15 protein-coding genes are annotated in these 18,900 nt (G+C 72.0%); 5 read left to right on the forward strand and 10 right to left on the reverse strand.

What is annotated here, in order from left to right; genetic code table 11:
- Positions 1–60: 60 nt before the first annotated feature.
- From tpiA to H4696_RS19090, 4 genes are all read right to left on the reverse strand, one after another.
- The gene (tpiA, locus tag H4696_RS19075; protein ID WP_086856716.1) at positions 61–846 is read right to left on the reverse strand and encodes a triose-phosphate isomerase; all 786 of its coding nucleotides are present in this window, start codon (positions 844–846) and stop codon (positions 61–63) included.
- Complete coding sequence (locus H4696_RS19080; RefSeq protein WP_192782408.1) at positions 846–2,060, reverse strand: phosphoglycerate kinase; 1,215 nt, start codon at positions 2,058–2,060, stop codon at positions 846–848. Before H4696_RS19080 ends, tpiA begins: the two co-directional genes overlap by 1 nt.
- 5 nt (positions 2,061–2,065) lie before the next feature.
- The gene (gap, locus tag H4696_RS19085; RefSeq protein WP_086865673.1) at positions 2,066–3,067 is read right to left on the reverse strand and encodes a type I glyceraldehyde-3-phosphate dehydrogenase; all 1,002 of its coding nucleotides are present in this window, start codon (positions 3,065–3,067) and stop codon (positions 2,066–2,068) included.
- Positions 3,068–3,642: 575 nt separating this feature from the next.
- Positions 3,643–4,824, reverse strand: a complete 1,182-nt coding sequence (locus H4696_RS19090; RefSeq protein WP_192782409.1) for a DNA glycosylase AlkZ-like family protein — start codon at positions 4,822–4,824, stop codon at positions 3,643–3,645.
- A gap of 71 nt (positions 4,825–4,895) precedes the next feature.
- Here H4696_RS19090 and H4696_RS19095 point away from each other — a divergent pair, with 71 nt between their 5' ends.
- Complete coding sequence (locus H4696_RS19095; RefSeq protein ID WP_192782410.1) at positions 4,896–5,540, forward strand: LysE family translocator; 645 nt, start codon at positions 4,896–4,898, stop codon at positions 5,538–5,540.
- Here H4696_RS19095 and H4696_RS19100 read toward each other — a convergent pair.
- Genes H4696_RS19100 through H4696_RS19120 form a run of 5 tightly spaced genes read right to left on the reverse strand, consistent with a single transcriptional unit; the run spans position 5,521 to position 13,403 of the window.
- Entirely contained in the window at positions 5,521–5,847 is a 327-nt protein-coding gene (locus tag H4696_RS19100; protein WP_086865581.1) for an ArsR/SmtB family transcription factor, read from the reverse strand. The two genes, H4696_RS19095 and H4696_RS19100, sit on opposite strands and share 20 nt — an antisense overlap.
- A complete protein-coding gene (locus H4696_RS19105; protein WP_192782411.1) occupies positions 5,844–6,635 on the reverse strand; it encodes a TIGR03620 family F420-dependent LLM class oxidoreductase in 792 nt (263 codons plus the stop codon). The genes H4696_RS19100 and H4696_RS19105 overlap by 4 nt, the downstream gene beginning before the upstream one ends.
- A 37-nt stretch (positions 6,636–6,672) precedes the next feature.
- Positions 6,673–11,133: a coiled-coil domain-containing protein gene (locus H4696_RS19110; protein WP_086860825.1), complete on the reverse strand. Its 4,461-nt coding sequence runs from the start codon at positions 11,131–11,133 to the stop codon at positions 6,673–6,675.
- Positions 11,134–11,143: 10 nt separating this feature from the next.
- Positions 11,144–11,944 carry a hypothetical protein gene (locus H4696_RS19115; protein WP_086860823.1) on the reverse strand — a complete coding sequence of 267 codons (801 nt, stop codon included), beginning with the start codon at positions 11,942–11,944 and terminating at the stop codon, positions 11,144–11,146.
- A 1-nt stretch (position 11,945) separates the two neighbouring features.
- Positions 11,946–13,403, reverse strand: a complete 1,458-nt coding sequence (locus H4696_RS19120) for a hypothetical protein (protein ID WP_086860821.1) — start codon at positions 13,401–13,403, stop codon at positions 11,946–11,948.
- Between the two features lie 83 nt (positions 13,404–13,486).
- Here H4696_RS19120 and H4696_RS19125 point away from each other — a divergent pair, with 83 nt between their 5' ends.
- The 3 genes from H4696_RS19125 to H4696_RS19135 all read left to right on the forward strand — a co-directional run bounded on the left by H4696_RS19125 (position 13,487) and on the right by H4696_RS19135 (position 17,639).
- A complete protein-coding gene (locus H4696_RS19125) occupies positions 13,487–13,924 on the forward strand; it encodes a PPOX class F420-dependent oxidoreductase (protein ID WP_086860819.1) in 438 nt (145 codons plus the stop codon).
- 39 nt (positions 13,925–13,963) lie between these two features.
- A complete protein-coding gene (locus tag H4696_RS19130; RefSeq protein WP_086860817.1) occupies positions 13,964–14,779 on the forward strand; it encodes a coproporphyrinogen III oxidase in 816 nt (271 codons plus the stop codon).
- Positions 14,780–15,074: 295 nt separating this feature from the next.
- Complete coding sequence (locus H4696_RS19135) at positions 15,075–17,639, forward strand: PQQ-dependent sugar dehydrogenase (protein ID WP_086860815.1); 2,565 nt, start codon at positions 15,075–15,077, stop codon at positions 17,637–17,639.
- Between the two features lie 48 nt (positions 17,640–17,687).
- Here the strand turns inward: H4696_RS19135 and H4696_RS19140 are convergent, their stop codons facing one another.
- Positions 17,688–18,056 (reverse strand): hypothetical protein, encoded by a 369-nt coding sequence (locus tag H4696_RS19140; protein WP_086860813.1) that lies wholly within the window; start codon positions 18,054–18,056, stop codon positions 17,688–17,690.
- Between the two features lie 162 nt (positions 18,057–18,218).
- Between H4696_RS19140 and H4696_RS19145 the strand changes: the two genes are divergently transcribed.
- On the forward strand, positions 18,219–18,731 hold the full coding sequence (locus tag H4696_RS19145) for a hypothetical protein (protein WP_225955743.1): 513 nt from the start codon (positions 18,219–18,221) through the stop codon (positions 18,729–18,731).
- The last annotated feature ends 169 nt before the right edge of the window (positions 18,732–18,900 follow it).

An 18,900-nucleotide genomic window follows, 5' to 3' on the forward strand; every position in this document is an offset into this window, starting at 1 on the left:
TGGACTCGTCCACTGCTGTGTGACGGACCGGATACACAGGTTACCCGGTCGTGGCCTCGATCAGGGCAGCGGCCCGCCCGCGGCGAGTGCGCAGAGTTTCGTGAACTCCTCGCCGTCGAGGCTCGCTCCGCCGACCAGGGCACCGTCGATGTTCTCGCAGCCCACCAGCTCGCTGATGTTGCCCGACTTCACCGACCCCCCGTAGAGCACCCGGACGGACGAAGCGACCTCGTCGCCGTACTTCTCCTGGAGGGTCGCCCGGATGGCTTTGCAGACCTCTTCTGCGTCGGCCGAGGAGGCGACCTTGCCGGTGCCGATCGCCCAGACCGGCTCGTACGCGACGACCACGCTCTGGACCTGCTCGGCCTTGAGGCCCTTCAGACCCTCGATCAGCTGCGTCGTGGTGTGGTGGATGTGCTCGCCGGCCTCGCGGACCTCGAGCTTCTCCCCGATGCAGAGGATCGGCGTGATGCCGTGCTTGAGCGCGGCCTTGACCTTCTTGTTGACCAGCTCGTCGGTCTCGGCGTGGTACTCGCGCCGCTCCGAGTGCCCGACGGCGACGAACTTGCAGCCCAGCTTCGCCAGCATCAGGCCGGAGATGTCACCGGTGTAGGCGCCCGAGTCCTGCGGCGCGATGTCCTGGGCGCCGTAGGTCAGCGACAGCTTGTCGCCGTCGACCAGGGTCTGCACGCTGCGGATGTCGGTGAACGGCGGCAGCACCGCCACGTCGACCTTCGCGTAGTACTTCTCCGGCAGCGCGAAGGCGATCTTCTGGACGAGCGCGATCGCCTCGAGGTGGTTCTGGTTCATCTTCCAGTTGCCGGCGATGAACGGCTTGCGTGCCACTAGTTCTTCTCCTCCAGGGCGGTCACGCCCGGCAGTTCCTTGCCTTCGAGGTACTCCAGCGAGGCACCGCCGCCGGTGGAGATGTGCGAGAAGCCGTCTTCGGGCAGGCCCAGCTGCCGCACCGCGGCGGCCGAGTCGCCGCCGCCGACCACGGTGAACGCGTCGCTCTTCACGAGCGCCTCGGCGACGGCACGCGTGCCGCCCGAGAACGCGTCGAACTCGAACACGCCCATCGGGCCGTTCCAGAACACGGTCTTGGCGTCGGCCAGCTTGCTCGCGAACAGCTCGCGGCTGCGCGGGCCGATGTCGAGACCCTGGCGGTCGGCCGGGATGGCGGTGGCGTCGACGACCTCGTGCTCGGCGTCGGCCGAGAACTCCGTCGCGGCCAGGACGTCGACCGGCAGGACCAGTTCGACGCCGCGCTTCTCCGCCTCGGCGAGGAAGCCCTTGACCTGGTCGAGCTGGTCGGCCTGCAGCAGCGACTGGCCGACCTCGTGGCCCTGGGCCTTGAGGAAGGTGTACGCCATGCCGCCGCCGATGAGCAGCCGGTCGACCTTGGTCAGCAGGTTCGCGATGACGCCGAGCTTGTCGGACACCTTCGCGCCGCCGAGCACGACCACGTACGGCCGCTTGACGTCGTCGGTCAGCTTCTTCAGCACGTCCAGCTCGGCCAGCACCAGGCCGCCCGCGTACGCCGGGAGCACCGAAGCGACCTCGTAGACCGAGGCCTGCTTGCGGTGGACGACGCCGAAGCCGTCGGACACGAACGCGCCGCCGGGGACGAGCGCGCCCAGCTCGGCGGCCAGCTCGGAGCGGTCCACGGCGTCCTTGCTGGTCTCGCGCGCGTCGAAGCGCACGTTCTCCAGCAGGACGACACCGCCGTCGGCCAGGCCGCCGGTCAGCGCCTTCGCGGACTCGCCGACCAGGTCACCGGCCAGCGCGACCTCGGCGCCGAGCAGCTCGGAGAGCCGCTTGGCGACGGGCGCGAGGGTGTACTTCGGGTCCGGCTCGCCCTTCGGGCGGCCGAGGTGCGCGGTGACGACGACCTTCGCGCCCGCGTCGGCGAGCTTCTTGATCGTCGGCAGCGCCGCGCGGACCCGGCCGTCGTCGGTGATGCGATCCCCGTCGAGCGGGACGTTCAGGTCGGAACGCACGAGTACGTACCGGCCCTGAACGCCCTCGCCCAGCAGGTCGTCGAGGTTCTTGACGGTCATCCGGCTCAGAGCTTCGAACCGACGAGCTTGATCAGGTCCGCGAGGCGGTTGGAGTAGCCCCACTCGTTGTCGTACCAGCCGACGACCTTGACCTGGTTGCCGATGACCTTGGTCAGCGGCGAGTCGTAGATGCAGGACGCCGGGTCGGTGACGATGTCCGAGGACACGATCGGGTCGACCGAGTAGCGCAGGATGCCGGCCAGCGGGCCCTCGGCGGCGGCCTTGTAGGCGGCGTTGATCTCGTCGACCGTGGCGGACTTCTTCAGGGTCACGGTGAGGTCGGTGGCCGAGCCGGTCGGGACCGGGACGCGCAGCGCGTAGCCGTCCAGCTTGCCCAGCAGCTCCGGCAGCACGAGGCCGATCGCCTTGGCCGCACCGGTCGAGGCCGGGACGACGTTCAGGGCGGCGGCGCGGGCGCGGCGCAGGTCCTTGTGCGGGCCGTCCTGCAGGTTCTGGTCCTGCGTGTAGGCGTGGATCGTGGTCATCAGGCCCTGCTCGATGCCGAACTCGTCGTTCAGCACCTTGGCCAGCGGGCCGAGGCAGTTGGTGGTGCAGGAGGCGTTGGAGATGATGACCTGCGAGCCGTCGTACTTGTCGTCGTTGACGCCGAGCACCACGGTCAGGTCCTCGCCCTTGGCGGGCGCGGAGATGATGACCTTCTTGGCACCGCCGGCGATGTGCGCCTTGGCGGCGTCGGCGTTGGTGAAGAAGCCGGTCGACTCGACGACGACGTCCACGCCCAGGTCGCCCCAGGGCAGGTTGGCCGGGTCGCGCTCGGCGAGAGCCTTGATGGTCTTGCCGTCCACGACGATGCCCTCGTCGCTGACGCTGACCTCACCCGGGAACCGGCCCAGGATGGAGTCGTACTTCAGCAGGTGGGCCATGGTGGCGACGTCGCCGAGGTCGTTGAACGCGACCACCTCGATGTCGTGGCCGCTCGCCTTGACGGCGCGGAAGAAGTTGCGGCCGATCCGGCCGAAGCCGTTGACACCTACGCGAACGGTCACTGCTGCCACTCCTCTGAGGATCGGCCGGGGCGTCCGGCCGTGACTTGCGGGCTCGCGGCAACCCTAGCGTGCGGGCATGCGCGTCCCTGACTGCCCTGACGAGACTTCCACCACTTGGCGAACGGGTCAAGAATCGATTAAGAAGCCTGGTGATTTTGCTGGAGTTCCCGGGGGTGGACCACGGCGGACCGGTGGGGGTGGGTGGTCGGGGGGCCGGGACCGGTTCCGGCTGGGTGTGCGGGGTGCGGCGATTGCCTGGCGGCCGACGGCGGGGAGACGGCTTTCGCGACTGGATCGATTCAGGCGATGGCGGGATTTCGAGGCGGGTTTCGGGGGTGGGGCGGGCGCGCTCCGGGCCGGGCGTGAGGTCCATGACTCGACCGATCCAGCGGCGGCCGAGACGGCGGGTGCGCTCGGGTGTGGGACCCGTCGGGCCGCTCGGCTCGCGGCCGAGTGTGGCTCGGCAGCTCACCCGCGAACGGCGGGTGAGGTTCGCGAGGGATTCGGGAGCGAGCCGGCCCGCTCCGGGGACGGTTCGGCGACCGAGAGGAACTGCAGGGTGCGAAATGCCAGAGCTAGCCCGACAGCTCCCGTTCCAGCGGGGTCCGGAACCGGGGCACCGCCCGGACCTCGCCAAACCAACCCGCGCAGCGCTCCGCCTCCTCCGCCACCTTCGCCGAGACCTCCGTACCCACGTCCTCCAGCAGCCGCCAGACGATCTCGCCCGAGGGGTGCTGGGCCCAGCCGCCGACCACCCGGCCGGCGGACCAGATCGTCGGGCCGATGTTGCCGCTGCGGTCGAACAGTGCGGGCCGGTGGGGGCCCAGGAACCAGTCGCGGTCCTGCCAGCCCATCGGGGTCGGGTCCAGTGCCGGGAGGAACGCCACCCACGGGTCCGGCTCCGGCACCGGCTCCAGGTCGTCCGTCAGTGCCACCCCGGGCGTGCCCTCGAGGTCGACCTCGGTGACCGGCAATCCAGCGAGAGCCTTCTTCGTTTGCCCCGCCGTCCAGCCCGTCCACCACCGCAGGTCGGACACCGGTGCCGGGCCGTACGCGCGTAGCCAGCGGCGGGCCAGTTCGACGCGGGCATCGTCCGGCTCCCACGAGCGCAAGCCGCCCGGTACCCACTCGTCCAGGGGGTGCCAGACGTACTGCGTGCTGAGCCAGCTCCCGCGCGGCCTCCCCCGCGCGATCCGGCCGCCCGCGGCCAGCAGGAACAGGACCCGGCTCGTCACGTTGCCGATCGCTTCGTACGGCTTCCCCGCCGCCATCAGCAGCTGCTGGCGCAGGCGGGGCTCGTCCTCGCTCAGCTGCTGCGCCGACGCCGAACCCCGCGCGCGCAGCGCCTCTTCCACCGAAGCTTCGACCGAAGCCAGCCACTTCTCCGGCTCCGGGACGTTCTCCGGATGCCCCTGCCTGCCGAGGTGCTGCTCCAGCAGTTTCCGTTGCTTCACCAGGATGTCCGTGGCGCACCCGGCCTGCACGAGCGCCGCCGTCTCCAGGTCCGTCACGAAGACCGTGCGCCGCATGCCGAGCAGCCGGAGCAGTGTCCGGTCGGCGTACAACGCCTGCTCCACAACGGACACCGCGGGAGCGGCCAGCCGCGCGGAGGCCGAGAGGTGGACCGTCGCCGGGTCGGTCGCGTGCAGGGCGACGATCCCCGCCACCGCTTCCGCCACGCTCGAGGCGGGCGCGGCGAGGTGGTGGCGGCGGGCGAGGCGGGCCCGGCGCTGCTCGGTACTGATCTTCGGAGGCACCCCGTTTTCCTACCACCCCGCACCGACAAAAACGCCTGGTCACCCCCGCGACCAGCGGATAGTCTCGCGCCATGGTCTCCGGTGCGCACTTGGCGGCGTTCGCCGCGCTGACGTTCCTCATGGTCGTGGTCCCCGGGCCGAGCGTGCTGTTCACCATCAGCCGCGCGCTCACCGTCGGGCGCCGGGACGCGCTGCTCACCGTCGTCGGCAACTCCGTGGGCGTGTACACGCAGGTCGTCGCCGTCGCGTTCGGGCTCGGCGCGCTCGTCACGACGTCGGCCGCGGTGTTCACCGCGGTCAAGATCGCCGGTGCCGCCTACCTCGTCTACCTTGGGATCCAGGCGGTCCGGCACCGCCGGAAGCTCACCGACGCGATGGCCGCGAAGGTGCGCGCCACGCCGGGGCGCGTGCTCACCGTCCTGCGCGACGGCTTCATCGTCGGCTTCGCGAACCCGAAGTCGATCGTGTTCCTGGCGGCGCTGCTCCCCCAGTTCGTCGACCCCGCGGCCGGCTCCGTGCCCGCGCAGATGCTGGTGCTCGGGCTCTGCCTGCCGGCGATCGCGCTCGCGACCGACAGCGCGTGGGCGCTGGTCGCCGGCACCGCGCGCGCCTGGTTCGCCCGCTCGCCGAAGCGGCTCGAAATGGTCGGTGGCACCGGCGGCCTGGTCATGATCGGCCTCGGCACCGGGCTGGCGTTCACCGGCCGGGGTGACTGAGCACCAGGTCGAGCAACCCGGGGAAGGCCGCGTCGAATTCGGGGCGCCGCAACCGGTTCAGCCGCCGCGAACCCTCGTCGCGCTGCTCGATCAGGCCCGCCGCGCGCAGCACCGCGAAGTGGTGGCTGCGGGTCGCCTTCGCCACCGGCAGGTCGAACGTCCCGCACGCCTTCGTCCACTCCGGCACGGCGGCCAGCTCGCGCAGGATGCTGCGGCGCACCGGATCGGCGACCGCGGCCAGCGCGTCCTGCAGCGAGACCTCCGCCGGGGGCGCGTGCGAGAGCCCCCGGGCCCGGGCCGTGCTCACCGGATCGCCTCCACCAGTCCCGGCCACCACTCCCGCGGCAGCGCGGCGAGCGGGACGACCACCTGATCCGCCCCCGCGGCCCGGAACTCCCGCAGCCGCGCCACGACGGCGTCGAAGTCGCCCCACACCGTGACGCCGTCGACCAGCCGGTCCGACAAGCCCGCGACGTCCTCATCGGAGAAGCCCATCCGCCGGAAGTTGGCCGCGTAGCCCGGCACGCCGGCCAGGAACTTCAGCGACCCGCCGCGGACGGTCTCCCGCATCGCGGCGACGTCGGTCTCCGCCACCACGTTCAACAGCACCGAAAGCTGCGGGCCCGTGCCGAGGATCTCCCGCGCCGACGCGACGTAGTCCGTCGTGACCAGGTACGGGTAGGCGCCCGAAGCGCGGTCGCGGGCCAGCCCGAGCATCCGCGGCCCGAGCGCCGAGAGGATCCGCGCGGACGGCGGCACGACATCCTCGATCTCGTCGAGGTAGTCGTTCAGCGCCGCCAGCGGACGCGGCCCGTGCGCGCCGCCGAGACCGACGGTGAACCGGCCGGCGGGCAGGTCCGCGTACGTCGCGGCCACCGCGGCGGCCGGCACCCGGTCGACCGACAGGATGCCGCTCGCCACCTGGACCCGCGAGGTCCCGCGGACCACCTCGGCGATGCGCGGCAGGTTGTTCCCCTGCCCGCCGGGCAGCCACAGCGTGGAGTAGCCCAGCTCCTCCAATTCCGCCGCGGTCGCCACGGCGGCATCGGTGTCCAGCGCGGTGTGGGTGGCCCCCAGCGGCCCCAGCTTCGTCATGCGCGGAGGAACCACCGGGCGCCGCGGCTTGTTCCCGTCACGCCGTCTGTTCGTCCTCGGCGGAATCCTCGCCGTCCTCGGCCGGCCGCGTGAACATCCGTGTCGCGGACAGCCGCGCGACGCCGTCCGGGTCGCCCAGGTCGTCCATCGAGGTGCGGATGGTGGCGTCGACCGACAGGTACTTCCGGCCCGCGCGCAGGTCGGCGTCGTTGCGCAGCCGCACGATGAGGGGGAACTCCGACAGCGCGCCCGCGTCGAACAGGCCGGTCGTGTAGATCAACTGCACGCCCAGCGCTTCGGCCACCGCCCGCTGCAGCTCCAGGAGATACCCGGCCGACGCGCGGCCGATCGGGTTGTCCAGGAACAGCACGCCCGAGTGCCGGTTGCGGGCCTTGCCGCGGTTGTTGGCGCGCAACGCCGCCAGCGTGCAGTACAGGATGATCGCCGCGGTCAGCTGCTGGCCGCCGGAGAACACGTCCCGGATCTCCGAGACGCGCTGGCGTTCGGTCCGCAGCACCGAGTCCGGCTTCAGCATGTCGACGCGGAACCCCTTGGGCGCCGCGGCCCGGACCCCGCGCAGCACCAGGGAAAGCCCGTCGCGCTTGACGTCCCGCCCGTCGGCGGTCTTGCCGGCGGCGGCCTCGTCGACGACCTCGCCGAGCTTCTCGGCGAGCGCGTTGTCCTCCAGCTCGGTGAAGCGGATGCGGAGGAACTCCTGCCCGGACCAGTCGCCGAGGCCGTCGGGCAGCCGGGAGACGCGCTGCGCCGAGCGCAACGTCCGGAGCGCGCCGTCGACCATGCCCTGCAGGCGCGTGATGATGCCGCCGCGGTGCCGGTCGATCTGCGCGAGGTCGTCGGTCAGCGACCGCAGGCGCGGCCGCAGCGCTTCGGCCCACTCCGCGGCGTGTGCCGGGAGCTGGTCGCGCTTGACCGAGATGACCTGCTGGCGCACCGGCGTGCTCAGCTTCTCGAACCGCTTCTCCGTCGCGTACTGCGCCAGCTGGTCGGCGGCCGCGCGCACCCGCCGGTCGCCCGCGTCGGCGGCTTCCTGGGCCTCGGTGAAGGTCGCGTTCAGGCGGGTGTGCTGGGCGCGCGCGGTCTCGACGTCGCCGTCGTAGGCCGCGGCGTCGGTGTCGGTGACCAGGTGCGCCATCGACTCCGCGAGCAGCGAGAAGCCCGACGCCGAGTTCTTCGCCGATTCCAGCGTCGCTTCCGCCGCCGCCCGGCGTTCCTGCAGCTCTTCCCACTTCCGGGCGGCCGCGGACGCCTCCAGCCCGGCCGCGTCGATCAGCTCCAGGCCGTGCTCGATGTCGCGCGGCTTCTCCCCCGTCGCGCCGGTCTGCACCGGCAGCGAGTCCAGCTCCGCGCGCCGCGTCGAGACGAGCCCGATGGCCTCGGTGCGCTCGTCTTCGCACCCGTCGACGACCCGGCGAGCGCGCGCCAACGCGGCCGCGCGGGCTGAAGCGTCGGACCCGTCGGGGGTCTCCAGCAGCTCCGCCGCCCGCGCCCGGACGGCCGCGTCGAGCGACTCGACGGCCGAGCCCGCCGCGGCTTCGGCGGATTCGGCCTGCTCCAGCTCGGCCCGCAGGTCACTGCCGACCTCGACCTTCGCGTAGGACTCCGACGCCGACAGGTAGGTCCGCCGCAGCGCGTCGACCGGCTCGGACGGCACCGGGCCGTCGGCCGCCTCGGCCGCGCCCGGCACCTCAGCCAGCTCCGCCCGCGCCGTGGTCGCGGTCCGGCGGTGCCCGTCGGCGGTGCGCTGCTCCTCCCCCGCCTGTTCGCGCAGCCGTGCGGCCTTGCCCGCCGCGTCGGACGCCTGGAGGTCGGCGCGCTCGGCGATCTCGGTCGCGCGCTCGACCTCTTCGGTCCACTCCGCGATCCGGGCGCTGCGCGCACCCAGCTCGCCGAGCCGCCGGGCCCGTTCCTCCGCCTCGGCCGCGGCCGCCCGCAGCTCGGGGACGCGCTCCCGCAGCGACGCCGCTTTTTCGCTCAGCCGCGCGAATTCCGCCTCGGCCTGCTCCAGCGCGGTGCGCGCGGTCTCCCGGGCGGACCGGGCCGCGTGCGCCTGCTCGGCCAGCGTCGCGACGGCGCCGGGCGGGTAGTCCTCGCGCCAGGTGGTGAGCTTCCACGTGAGGGCACCGTCGGCGGACAGCTTGGCGGACAACGCCTCCAGCCGCCGCTGCCGCTCGGTGTGCCGCCGCGCCACGGCTTCCCGCTCGGCGTCCGCGGCTTCTTCGTCGTACATCGCGGGGTTCGGCGGCACCAGGAACTCGACGCCGGGCGCGGCGGGCACCTCGGCCAGGAGCGCTTCGGTGGTGCCGACGGCGATGGTCGCGGACGGCAGCAACCGCCGCTTCGTGAGCACTTCGCGGGCGCGATCCACGTGCGCGGCGTCGTTCAGGAGGACGCCGGACACCAGCTGCGGCAGGCTTTCCAGGACCTCGGACCGCCGACCAGCGTCCAATTTGGACAGATAACGCCAGCCGGACCACGCCGTGATCCCGGCTTCTTCCAGCGCGTCCAACGCGGCCTGGACGTCTTCGGGCGGCGGCAGCAGCCCGCCCGACCCCAGCGCCGCGAGGGCCCGCTCGTCCGCGGACTCCTCCATCCGCAGCGCGGTCTGCTCCTTCTCCACGGCCGCGCTCGCTTCGCGCAGCCGTTCCAGCAGCACCGGCAGGTCGCTTTCCAGGGCGACGTCGTCCGCGCCGAGCAGCTCGACCAGCCGGCTTTCGGCGGCGAGCGCGTCGGTCCGGCGGTGGGCCCGGTCGAGGTCCTCGGTGGCGCGCTCGAAGCGGTCCTGGGTGGTGCCCGCGAGCTGGTGGGCCTCGTTCACGGCCCGTTGCGCCGCCTGGAGATCCGCGGCGACGCGGTCGAGTTCCTGTTCCCGGCGGGCCAGTTCCGAAGCGGCCTGCTCAGCCGCAGAGCGAGCGGTGCGCGAAGCGTCGGCGACGTCGGCGCCCGAGGGCAGCAGCCCGGCGCGGACGGCGTTCTGGACCTCTTCGCGCAGCTCGGTGATCCGCGTGGTCAGCCCGCGCGCCTCGGCCCGGCGGGCGGCCGCGAGGTTGGCGGCTTCGTCGCGTTCGGTCTGCGCCTTCTCGGCTTCGGCGCGCAACGCGCCCGCGTGCGCCTCGGCCTTGTCCGCCTGGCGCTGGGCGTCCTGCGCCAGCGCGTGCAACCCGCGGGCGAGCGCGGACGCGGCGTCGTTGCGCGCCTGCAGAGCCGGCCGTGCCTTCTCTTCCCGGCTGCCGACGAGCTCGCGCAGGTCCTTCGCCTTGCGGGCCGCGTTCAGCTGGTTGAGCACGGTCGCCGTCTCGCGCCAGGCTTCGGCTTCGGTTTTCGCCGCGGCCAGTTCGGCGTCGACGCGCTTGCGGGCTTCCTGGGCCTCTTCCAGGCGCAGCACGGCGACCAGGCGGCGCAGCTCCGTGACGGCCGCGGCGAGCCGCCGGTGGTCGCCCTCGGCGAGCTTCTCGGCGGACTTGACCTCGGTGACGTGGTCTTCGAGCCCGGACAGCCGCGCGTTCTCGAGCTCGTTCCGCGCGACGACGCGGCCGGCGAGCGCGGCCATGTCGGCCTTCGCGGCCGCGGCGATCTTCCGCGACTCCGCGGCGACGCCTTCTTCGGCGGCCAGCGGACCGAGCAGTTCCAGGGCGCCCGCGACGAAGTCCCGCTCCGACAGCAGGTCTCCGCGCTGGGCCAAGTTGTGGGCGTAGGTCGCGACGACCTCGGCGAGGTCCTTCGGCTCGTCCTCGGAAACGACCGCGCGCAGCAGGAATTCGACGAACGCGTCGTCGGTGCCGAAGGCGAACGCGTCCGCCGCCTCGCCTTCGCCGGCGTTCATCGCGCGCTGATAGCGGAACAGCTCGGTGTCGAGGCCGAGGCTGTCGAGCCGGCCGGTCCATTCGTGGTGGCGGCGGGTCCAGGACAGCTCCAGCTCGGGCTCGGCCAGCTGCGCGGCGGTGAGCTTGTCGTGGAAGCCGGACATGGTGAGCAGCCGGCCGTCCTGCGTCATCGGCAGGGAATCGAGCCCCAGCGCCGGCGTCGGGCGGAAGCAGTACCAGGAGTCGACGAGGTTCTCGGAGTCGGCGGACACGACGTGCCCGCGCCACTCGGAAACCTTCCCGGTGATGATCCGGTGGCCGCTCTCGACGTGCAGCCACTCCAGCACGACGTGCGAAACGTCCTTGGCGGCGACGAACTTCTCGAGGACCTTCGTGCTCGTGGTGCCGACGACCTGGCGGCGGCCGGGCAGCATCACCGAGAAGATCAGCTTGATGAGCACGGACTTGCCGCCGCCGTTCTCCAGGAACAGCACGCTCGCCGGCGACGGGCGGCGCAGCTCGGCCGGCCCGGTCGCGTGGATGCCGGCGCTGAACAGCGCGTCCTGCTGCGGCGCGGTGATCTTGGCGCCGACGCCGCTGAAGTCGAGCACGACGTCCTGGTAGCGGGCACCCGCCGGGCCCACCGAATGCAGGCGGACCCGCGAAAGCTCGTACATCGATTCCCCTCTACAGCGTGTCCGAGGACGCCGCGCGCAGCGTGCCCCCGGCGTTCGCGACCGCCACGACGTCGAGCGCGAGCAGGTCGTCGAAGGCGGCGTCGGCCGCGAGCTCGCGGACCTGGATCTGGTAGCGCGGCGTGGTCCGGTAGGTGCCGCCCTGCTCGTCGCTCACCGGGACCAGGAAGCCCTGGTCGGCGAGGAAGCGCAGGGCGCGGCTGACCATGCCGCGGGTGGTGTCGGCGGCGAGGCGCCCGTCCTTGGTGGCGGCCGCGGCCGGACGGCGGGCGTAGGCGCGCCACGCCTGTTCCAGCTCGGGTGCGTCGGCCAGCGGGTCGTTGTTGGCTTCGGCCGCCGCGGCGCGTTCGTCGAGCATGCGGGCGGCCTCGCGGACCATCGCGTCGACCTGCTCGACGCTGACGCGGCCGATGTAGGTGTCGTTGGCCAGGTCGTCGGGCCGCGGGTAGCCGAGCGCGGCGGTGGCGAGGTGGATCAGGCCGTGCAGGACCTTCTCCGTCTCGCGGCGCTCGCGGATCTTGGCTTGGCGCGCATAGGAGTCCATCTTGATCTCGAAGACGGACTCGTCGGTGGCCGCGAGGACCGCGCCGGCCTGCTGGTTGACCTCCAGCACCATGAGCCCGAGCCCGGCGGCGACGGCGTGGGTGAGCGCCTTGAACGCGTTGTCCTCGCCGTAGCGGCGCACGAGGTCGCCGTAGACGACGTCACGCGCGGGCAGCTGCTTCGGCCGCATGCCGAAGGCGACCAGCCGGGCCGCGGCTTCGGCGTCCACGCTGCTGTGGGACAGCGCCATGTCAGGCGACCTCCTCGTTGTCTTCTTCGTCGGCGCGCTCGACGGCGGCCGTGTACAGCAGCAGGTCGGCGCCGCCGAAGTCCGGGTCGTCCAGGAGGGTGCCGTCGTCGACGGCGAGCAGCACCTGGCGGTCGCCCTGGCGGCGGGCCGCGCCGACCCCGGGACTGTAGGCGTGCACCGCGCGCAGCGCGACCAGGGCGGGCAGCCCGGGCCGGCGGGTGCGGCGGGCCTCTTCGAGCAGCCCGGACAGCCGTCGCGGCACTTCGGGCAGGTCGAGCAGCTCGTCGGCGGCACGCCAGACGTCGTCGCCGAACTTGTCGGTGACCTCGGCGGGCATCAGCTCGGGCTCGGGGACCTCGCCGATCAGCTGGTCGCGCTCGGGCGCGGGCCGCAGCAGCAGCGAGACCAGCGCGGACAGCGACGGCACGACCGGTGGCGTGATCCCGGCGACGGCGTGGAAGAAGTGCTCGGCCGGGGCGACGGCGTCGGCCAGCGGGAGGCCCAGGGTGGGCACGAGGAGCTGGCCGAACAGGTCGAGGGTGGCGCGCTGGGGCGGGCCGGAGAACTGCTGGCGGTCCTGCTCGGCGCGGAACACCGCGCCCGCGTCGGCGAGCCGGGACTGCAGGCGGGTGTGGCGGCGGATGCAGTCGCCGACGATGTCGACCAGCTCGGCGGCGCGGCGCTTGCGGTCGAGGTCCTCGGTCTCGTCGCGGGCGGTGGTGATGTTCTTGAGGATGGCGTTCTCGGCGCGGAACCGGGTCTCGATGTGGCTCAGCGCGCTGTCGAGCAGCTCTGGGACCTCGCGTTCCCAGTCGACCGACCGGACGTCGCGGCGGGTCGAGTCGAGCTTCGCGCGCAGCGTCTCGCCGTATTGGACGGTCCGGTAGCGGGCCTGCTCGGCGGCGAGCTTCGCGTCGGCCAGCCGGCCGCGGTTGATGAGGTTCTCGAGCTTGACCTCGGCGGCGATCTGGGCCGACTCGACGTCGGTGTCGAGGGCGCCGACGAGGACGTTGATGGCCTCGTCGGTGGCGCGGAGGTAGACCTCGCCGTCGCGGGCGGCCAGCTCGACGAGCAGCTTGAAGTCGAACTGGCGGCGCTGGTAGCCGCCCGGGCCCATCGAGCCGTAGACGCGCCGGAAACCGCGCTCGGTGGTGCCGACGTTGATCAGGTTGTCCAGCACCCACTTGGCCACGCGGACGTGCTCTTCGGGCATCCGCGACGGCGCCTGCTGCGCGATGAACGGCAGCAGCCGGTCGATGACCTCGTCGTGGCCGGCGCCGGTGTCGAAGTCCATCGCGATGGTGACCTGGTCGATCGTGTGCAGCGCGATCTCGGCCATCTGGTAGATCGTGGCGTCGGCCCAGTCGAGCTTCGCCTTCCGCGCGTCCAGGTCGTGCAGCGGCGCGGTGCAGGCCAGCGCCTTGAGGCGGCGCGTCAGCCCCTCGTCGGCCAGTCCCATTACCCCGGTGTCGTCTCGCACAGCAGGCCAGGCTAGTCGGCCACCCTCTGCGCACGCCCGGGTGACGGGCTAACGTCGCTCACATGCGTGAGATGAGCCGTGACGAGTGGTGGCAGTTCGCTTCTGAAGGCACCCGCACGGGCATGCTGGGCCTGGTCAGGGCCAACGGCGCCCCGATCGTGACGCCGGTGTGGTTCCTGCTGAACGAGGGCCCGGACGGCGACGAGCTGATCTTCACGACCGGCACCGAGACGCTGAAGGGGAAGGCCATCGCCCGCGACGGGCGGATTTCCCTCGCCGTCGACGACCAGCGGCCGCCGTATTCGTACGTCCAGTTCACCGCCGAGGCGCGGCTCACCCACGACTTCGACGACATGCTGGCGTGGGCGACGAAGCTGGGGGCGCGGTACATGGGCGCTGAGCGCGCCGAGGAGTACGGGAAGCGCAACGCCGTGCCCGAAGAATCCCTCGTCCGGGCGAAGATCACCAAGGTGATCGCGCGCGCCGACATCGCCGGCTGAGCGCGTTTCGCTGGTAATCTGCCTCCCGGGGGTGGGGGCATGCCTGAAGGGGACAGACGCGACGCCGTCAAGGCGATGGTGCGGGCCGGGCAGCGGGAGCTCGTGGCCGAACTCGAACGCCTCGACGGCGAAGCCCGGTTCAGCCGATCGGGCCGGGCGCGGCTGCTGGAGAACGGCGCGGTGTTCGAGCGGGCCTGCGTCGTCGTCGCCGAGGGCGGCGAGACCGTCGGGCTGACCGTCGCGATCCACCCGCGCAACCCGTACGTCCCGGCGTTCCACGCCCGGTTCCGGTACTGCGAATACTCGGGGTCGTGGTGGTTCGCCGGCACGGTGGACCTCCTGCCCTGCTACGGCTTCGCCGAGGACGCGGCGCACTTCCACCGGACGCTCAAGACCTGCTGCGACACGCTCGACCCGGCGTTCCACGCCCAGGCGAAACGCGCCTGCGACGACCTCTTCCGGCTCCCCCACCACGACGAGCCGCGCGGCATCGGCGGCATCGCGTTCGACCACCTGCGCCCACCGGGCCCGGACGGCTGGCGGCGCGCGGCCGCGTTCACCGCGACGGGCATCGCCGCCCTCGCTCCCGCGTACCTGCCGATCGTGCGGCGCCGCAAGGACCGGCCGCACGGCGACCGCGAACGGCAGTGGCAGCTGCACCGCCGCGGCCGGTTCGTGGAGTCCGCCCTCGTCCACACCCCGGCGGCCGACGCCGAGACGGTGCTGCTGACGCTGCCGCCGCTGGCGCGGTGGGAAACCGGCGGTCCACCGGAGCCGGGGAGCGCGGAGGCGGAGCTGGCTTCGTTCCTGGTGCCGCGGGACTGGGCGGCCGAGACCGCGGTGGCCGCGAGCTGACTCCCGGGCCGCGAGGTGCCGGCCGCTCGGCACAGGTCTTGAATGAGTCATTCAGGACCTCCGAAGACCTGAATGAGTCATTCAAGACACGCGCCGGGCGAAAGCGCACCGGTGAGCGGGAAACCCTTCTTCACCAAGGGTGAGTGACCGTGTCGAGTATTGACACACCTCACCCGGAGGGTGTGTGATCTGTCCCATAGATAGGAAACTTTCCTAACTATTTACCACCGGTGGTCCGCCGAACCATCTCCGCCCCGGTCACCCCCTGTCCCCCGACCCACGCAGGAGGCTCCCAGTGGCACCCCGTCCACCGTGGCGCGTGGTACTGGCCGGTACCGCAGTCGCGGCGCTCGGCCTCACCGCGCTCAGCCCGGTAAGCGCTTTCGCCGCGGACACCGACTACGAGTCCGAAACCGCCGTGATCTCCCAAGGCGCCGTCGAGTCGAACCACGCCGGGTACTCCGGCACCGGGTTCGTCAACTTCGACAACGTCGTGGGCAGTTACGTCGAGTACGCCGTGAACGCCGCCCAGGCCGGCACGCACACCCTGACTTTCCGCTACGCCAACGGAACCGCCGACAACCGGCCGGTGAAGCTCACCGTCGACGGCGGGGACAAGGGCACCGTCGACTTCCCCGGCACCGGCTCCTGGACCACCTGGAAGACCGCCACCGCGACCGTGCAGCTGACCGCCGGCGTCAACAAGGTCCGGACCACCGCGACCACCGCCAACGGCGGCCCGAACGCGGACAAGCTCACCGATACCTTCACCGCGCCGGTCGATCCCGAACCGCCGACGCCGCCGACGAACCTCAAGGCGAGCAACATCCTGCCCACCGCGGCGACCTTCAGCTGGACCGCCGCGACCGACAACGTCGGCGTCGTCCGCTACGAGATCAACCGCGGCGGCAACACCCTCAAGACCGTCGACGGGAACACCACGACGGCGACCGTGGACAACCTGACGCCGAACACGGCCTACGACATCTCGGTCGGCGCGTTCGACGCCGCCGGCAACCCGTCGCAGCAGAGCAACGTGGTCACCTTCACCACGCCGCCGAGCAACGACACCACCCCGCCCTCCGTGCCGGGCAGCCTGCGCTCCACCGGCGTCACCGCGAACAGCGTTTCCCTGGCGTGGAACGCTTCCACCGACGACAGCGGCACGATCGCGGGCTACGACGTCTACCAGGGCAGCGCGAAGGTGGCCACGACGACGTCGCTCGGCACGACGATCACCGGGCTCGACCCGAACACCTCATACACCTTCACGGTCAAGGCGCGCGACCCCGACGGCAACAGCTCCGCGGCCAGCAACGCGGTCACCGTCAAGACGTCCGCTCCGGGCGGCGCAGGAGGCATCCCGGAGTACGACAAGGACATCGCGAAGGTCGACCTCGGCTGGTCGGTGGCCTTCCTGCCGAACGGCAACGCGCTGGTGACCGAGCGGGACCGGTTCGAGCTCGTGCTCGTCACGCCGTCCGGCCAGAAGACCACACTGGGCAAGGTGCCGGGCGTGGTCACGACGAGCGGCGAAGGCGGCCTCCTCGGCGTCGCGATCTCGCCGAACTGGTCGAGTGACCACGCGGTCTACCTGTACCACACGGCATCCGGGGACAACCGGATCGTGAAGATGACCTACGACGGCACCACGCTGTCCTCGACGTCGACGCCGGTGCTGACCGGGATCGCCAAGAACCGCTACCACAACGGCGGGCGGATCAAGTTCGGCCCGGACGGCAAGCTGTACGCCACCGTCGGCGACGCGAAGAACAGCGACAACGCGCAGAACAAGAGCTCGCTCAACGGGAAGATCCTCCGGCTCAACCCGGACGGCTCGGCGCCCGGCGACAACCCGTTCTACGCCACCGGCGGCAACGCGCGGTACGTCTGGAGCTACGGGCACCGCAACCCGCAGGGCCTGGCCTGGGATTCGCGCGGCCAGCTGTGGGCGGCGGAGTTCGGCGAGAGCAGCCAGGACGAGCTGAACCTGATCCAGAAGGGCGGCAACTTCGGCTGGCCGAGCTGCGAAGGCACGCAGGGCAGCTGCAGCGGCTTCATCGCCCCGAAGAAGACCTGGCCGACGTCGCAGGCGGGGCCGTCCGGGATCGAGATCGTCAACGACTGGATCTACATCGCCGGCGTCACCGGCCAGCAGATGTTCGCCACGCAGATCAACGCGGCGGGCACGGGCATCGGCACGGTGTCCACGCTGTTCTCCGGCCGCTGGGGCCGCCTCCGCTCGGTCACGAAGACCCCGGACGGCGGGCTGTGGCTCACCTCGACCAACAACGACAAGAACGGCGGCACGCCGTCGGTGCTGGACAACGTCATCGTGCGGCTGAAGTTCCCGGGCGGCAGCACCCCGGGCGCCTTCAAGCTGACGAGCTCCGCTTTCGCCGACAACGCCACCATCCCGGACAAGTACACCTGCGCCGGGGACGGCACGGCGGGCCAGGACCCGTCGCCGCCGCTCGCGTGGGGCGCCGCCGAGGGCGCCAAGGGCTACGCGGTCGTGTTCGCCGACACCGCGAACGGCGGGAACAAGCTGCACTGGGCGATCTGGGACGTCCCGGCGTCGGCCCGCGCCCTGCCGGAAGGGCTCGGCGCCGGGTACAGCGTGCCGGACCAGGGCGGGGCCAAGCAGAAGGCGATGGGCAGCGGGGCGAACGCCCAGAAGTTCTTCGGCCCCTGCCCGGGCGGGTCCAGCCACCCGTACGCGTTCACGCTCTACGCCCTGAACACCGCGACCGTCCCCGGCCTGTCGTCGTCCTCGACGATGGCCCAGATCGAAACGGCGATCAAGGGCGCGTCGACGGCCAACGTGGTGCTGCGCGGCAAGTCCAGCGCGGCCGCCTAGAAGCCGCGGCAGGGGTGACCGGAGCGGCGCCGGTCACCCCTGCCGCCCTCACCCCTGTTCAGCGAGGCTGCGCAGGTGTGCGTCGACGTCGAAGCCGTGTTCCTCCAGCCGCCGCCGGGCGAGCAGGAGCTCGTCCGGGGTGAACAGCTCCGAGTACTCCGCGCGGAGCATCGTCGCCTCCGAGCTGCGGCCGAGCTGGTTCTTCTCCCAGAGCACGGTGAACCCGCCGGCGGTCCCGGCGCCGCGCAGCAACAGGCGGGCCGCCTCGACGCCGCCGTGCTCGCGCACCATCCGCTCGAACTGGGCCGGCCGGTAGCCGTAGTCCTTGGCCAGGACCCGGCAGCCGTCGAGCAGGTCCTCGGTGAACCGCGCGGCGAGGCGGGGATCGGCCGGGACGGGAGTGGCGGGTTCGGGCATCGGGCACCTCTCGACGGGACGGCTTCCCTGATTAATCGCGAACGGGGCCGGTTTCGCTACGCCGTTCGGGAAGGCAATCTGCGAATGCCACTCTCTGTGCCCAGAATAACGGACAAATACGGCGAACGGGAACTGCCGGTGTCCTCTGCCATGCTGGGCGGCATGCGAACCGTGGTCCACGGCGAGATTCCCGTCCACTATGGACAGATCTACGTCCACAGCGCGGGCGGCGAGCCGTTCGAAGGCGATCTTTCGGCGTGCTTCGCCGGTCAGCGCAACGGGCTGTGCGGCGCCGCCGTGGCCGGGACGTTGTTCCTGCTCACCGGCTTGCACACCGGGGAGGTCGGGTTCACCGCCGAGGTGCACGAAACCGAGCCGCCCGACGCCGGCGGCGAGGACGTCGTCGAGGCGCCGTTCCCCGTGGCGGGCCCGGCGAGGCTCGTGACCTGGAGCGGCGAGGACTGGTGGGACCTGGAGCTGCCCCCTGGCGACTACCGCGTCCGGTACAGCGGGACGGGCATGGACGCCGGCGACGGTCCCGGGCCGGAGAGCTATCTGCTGCAGTTCTGGCCCGCGCCGCCCGCGCCCGACGCGGTGGTCCGGCACCACAGCGCGGCCGCCGCGTACTGGCACGACTTCGCGCGGAAGCTGCCCGCGCCGGGCGGGGTCACCTGAGTCGGGCGGCTCGCGCCGGACCCCGCGGCCGCCGTCCCCGGGCTCGGCGAAGTCGCGGCGGCCCCTCGGCGGCGGCTCCGCCGATGTCTTGAATGAGTCATTCAAGACGCCGGAGGTCGGGGTCCCGGCAAAGTCACGCGGCTGGGCCGCTCTGCCGCCGGTGACCCGC

The organism is Amycolatopsis lexingtonensis, from assembly GCF_014873755.1.
Lineage (GTDB): Bacteria > Actinomycetota > Actinomycetes > Mycobacteriales > Pseudonocardiaceae > Amycolatopsis > Amycolatopsis lexingtonensis.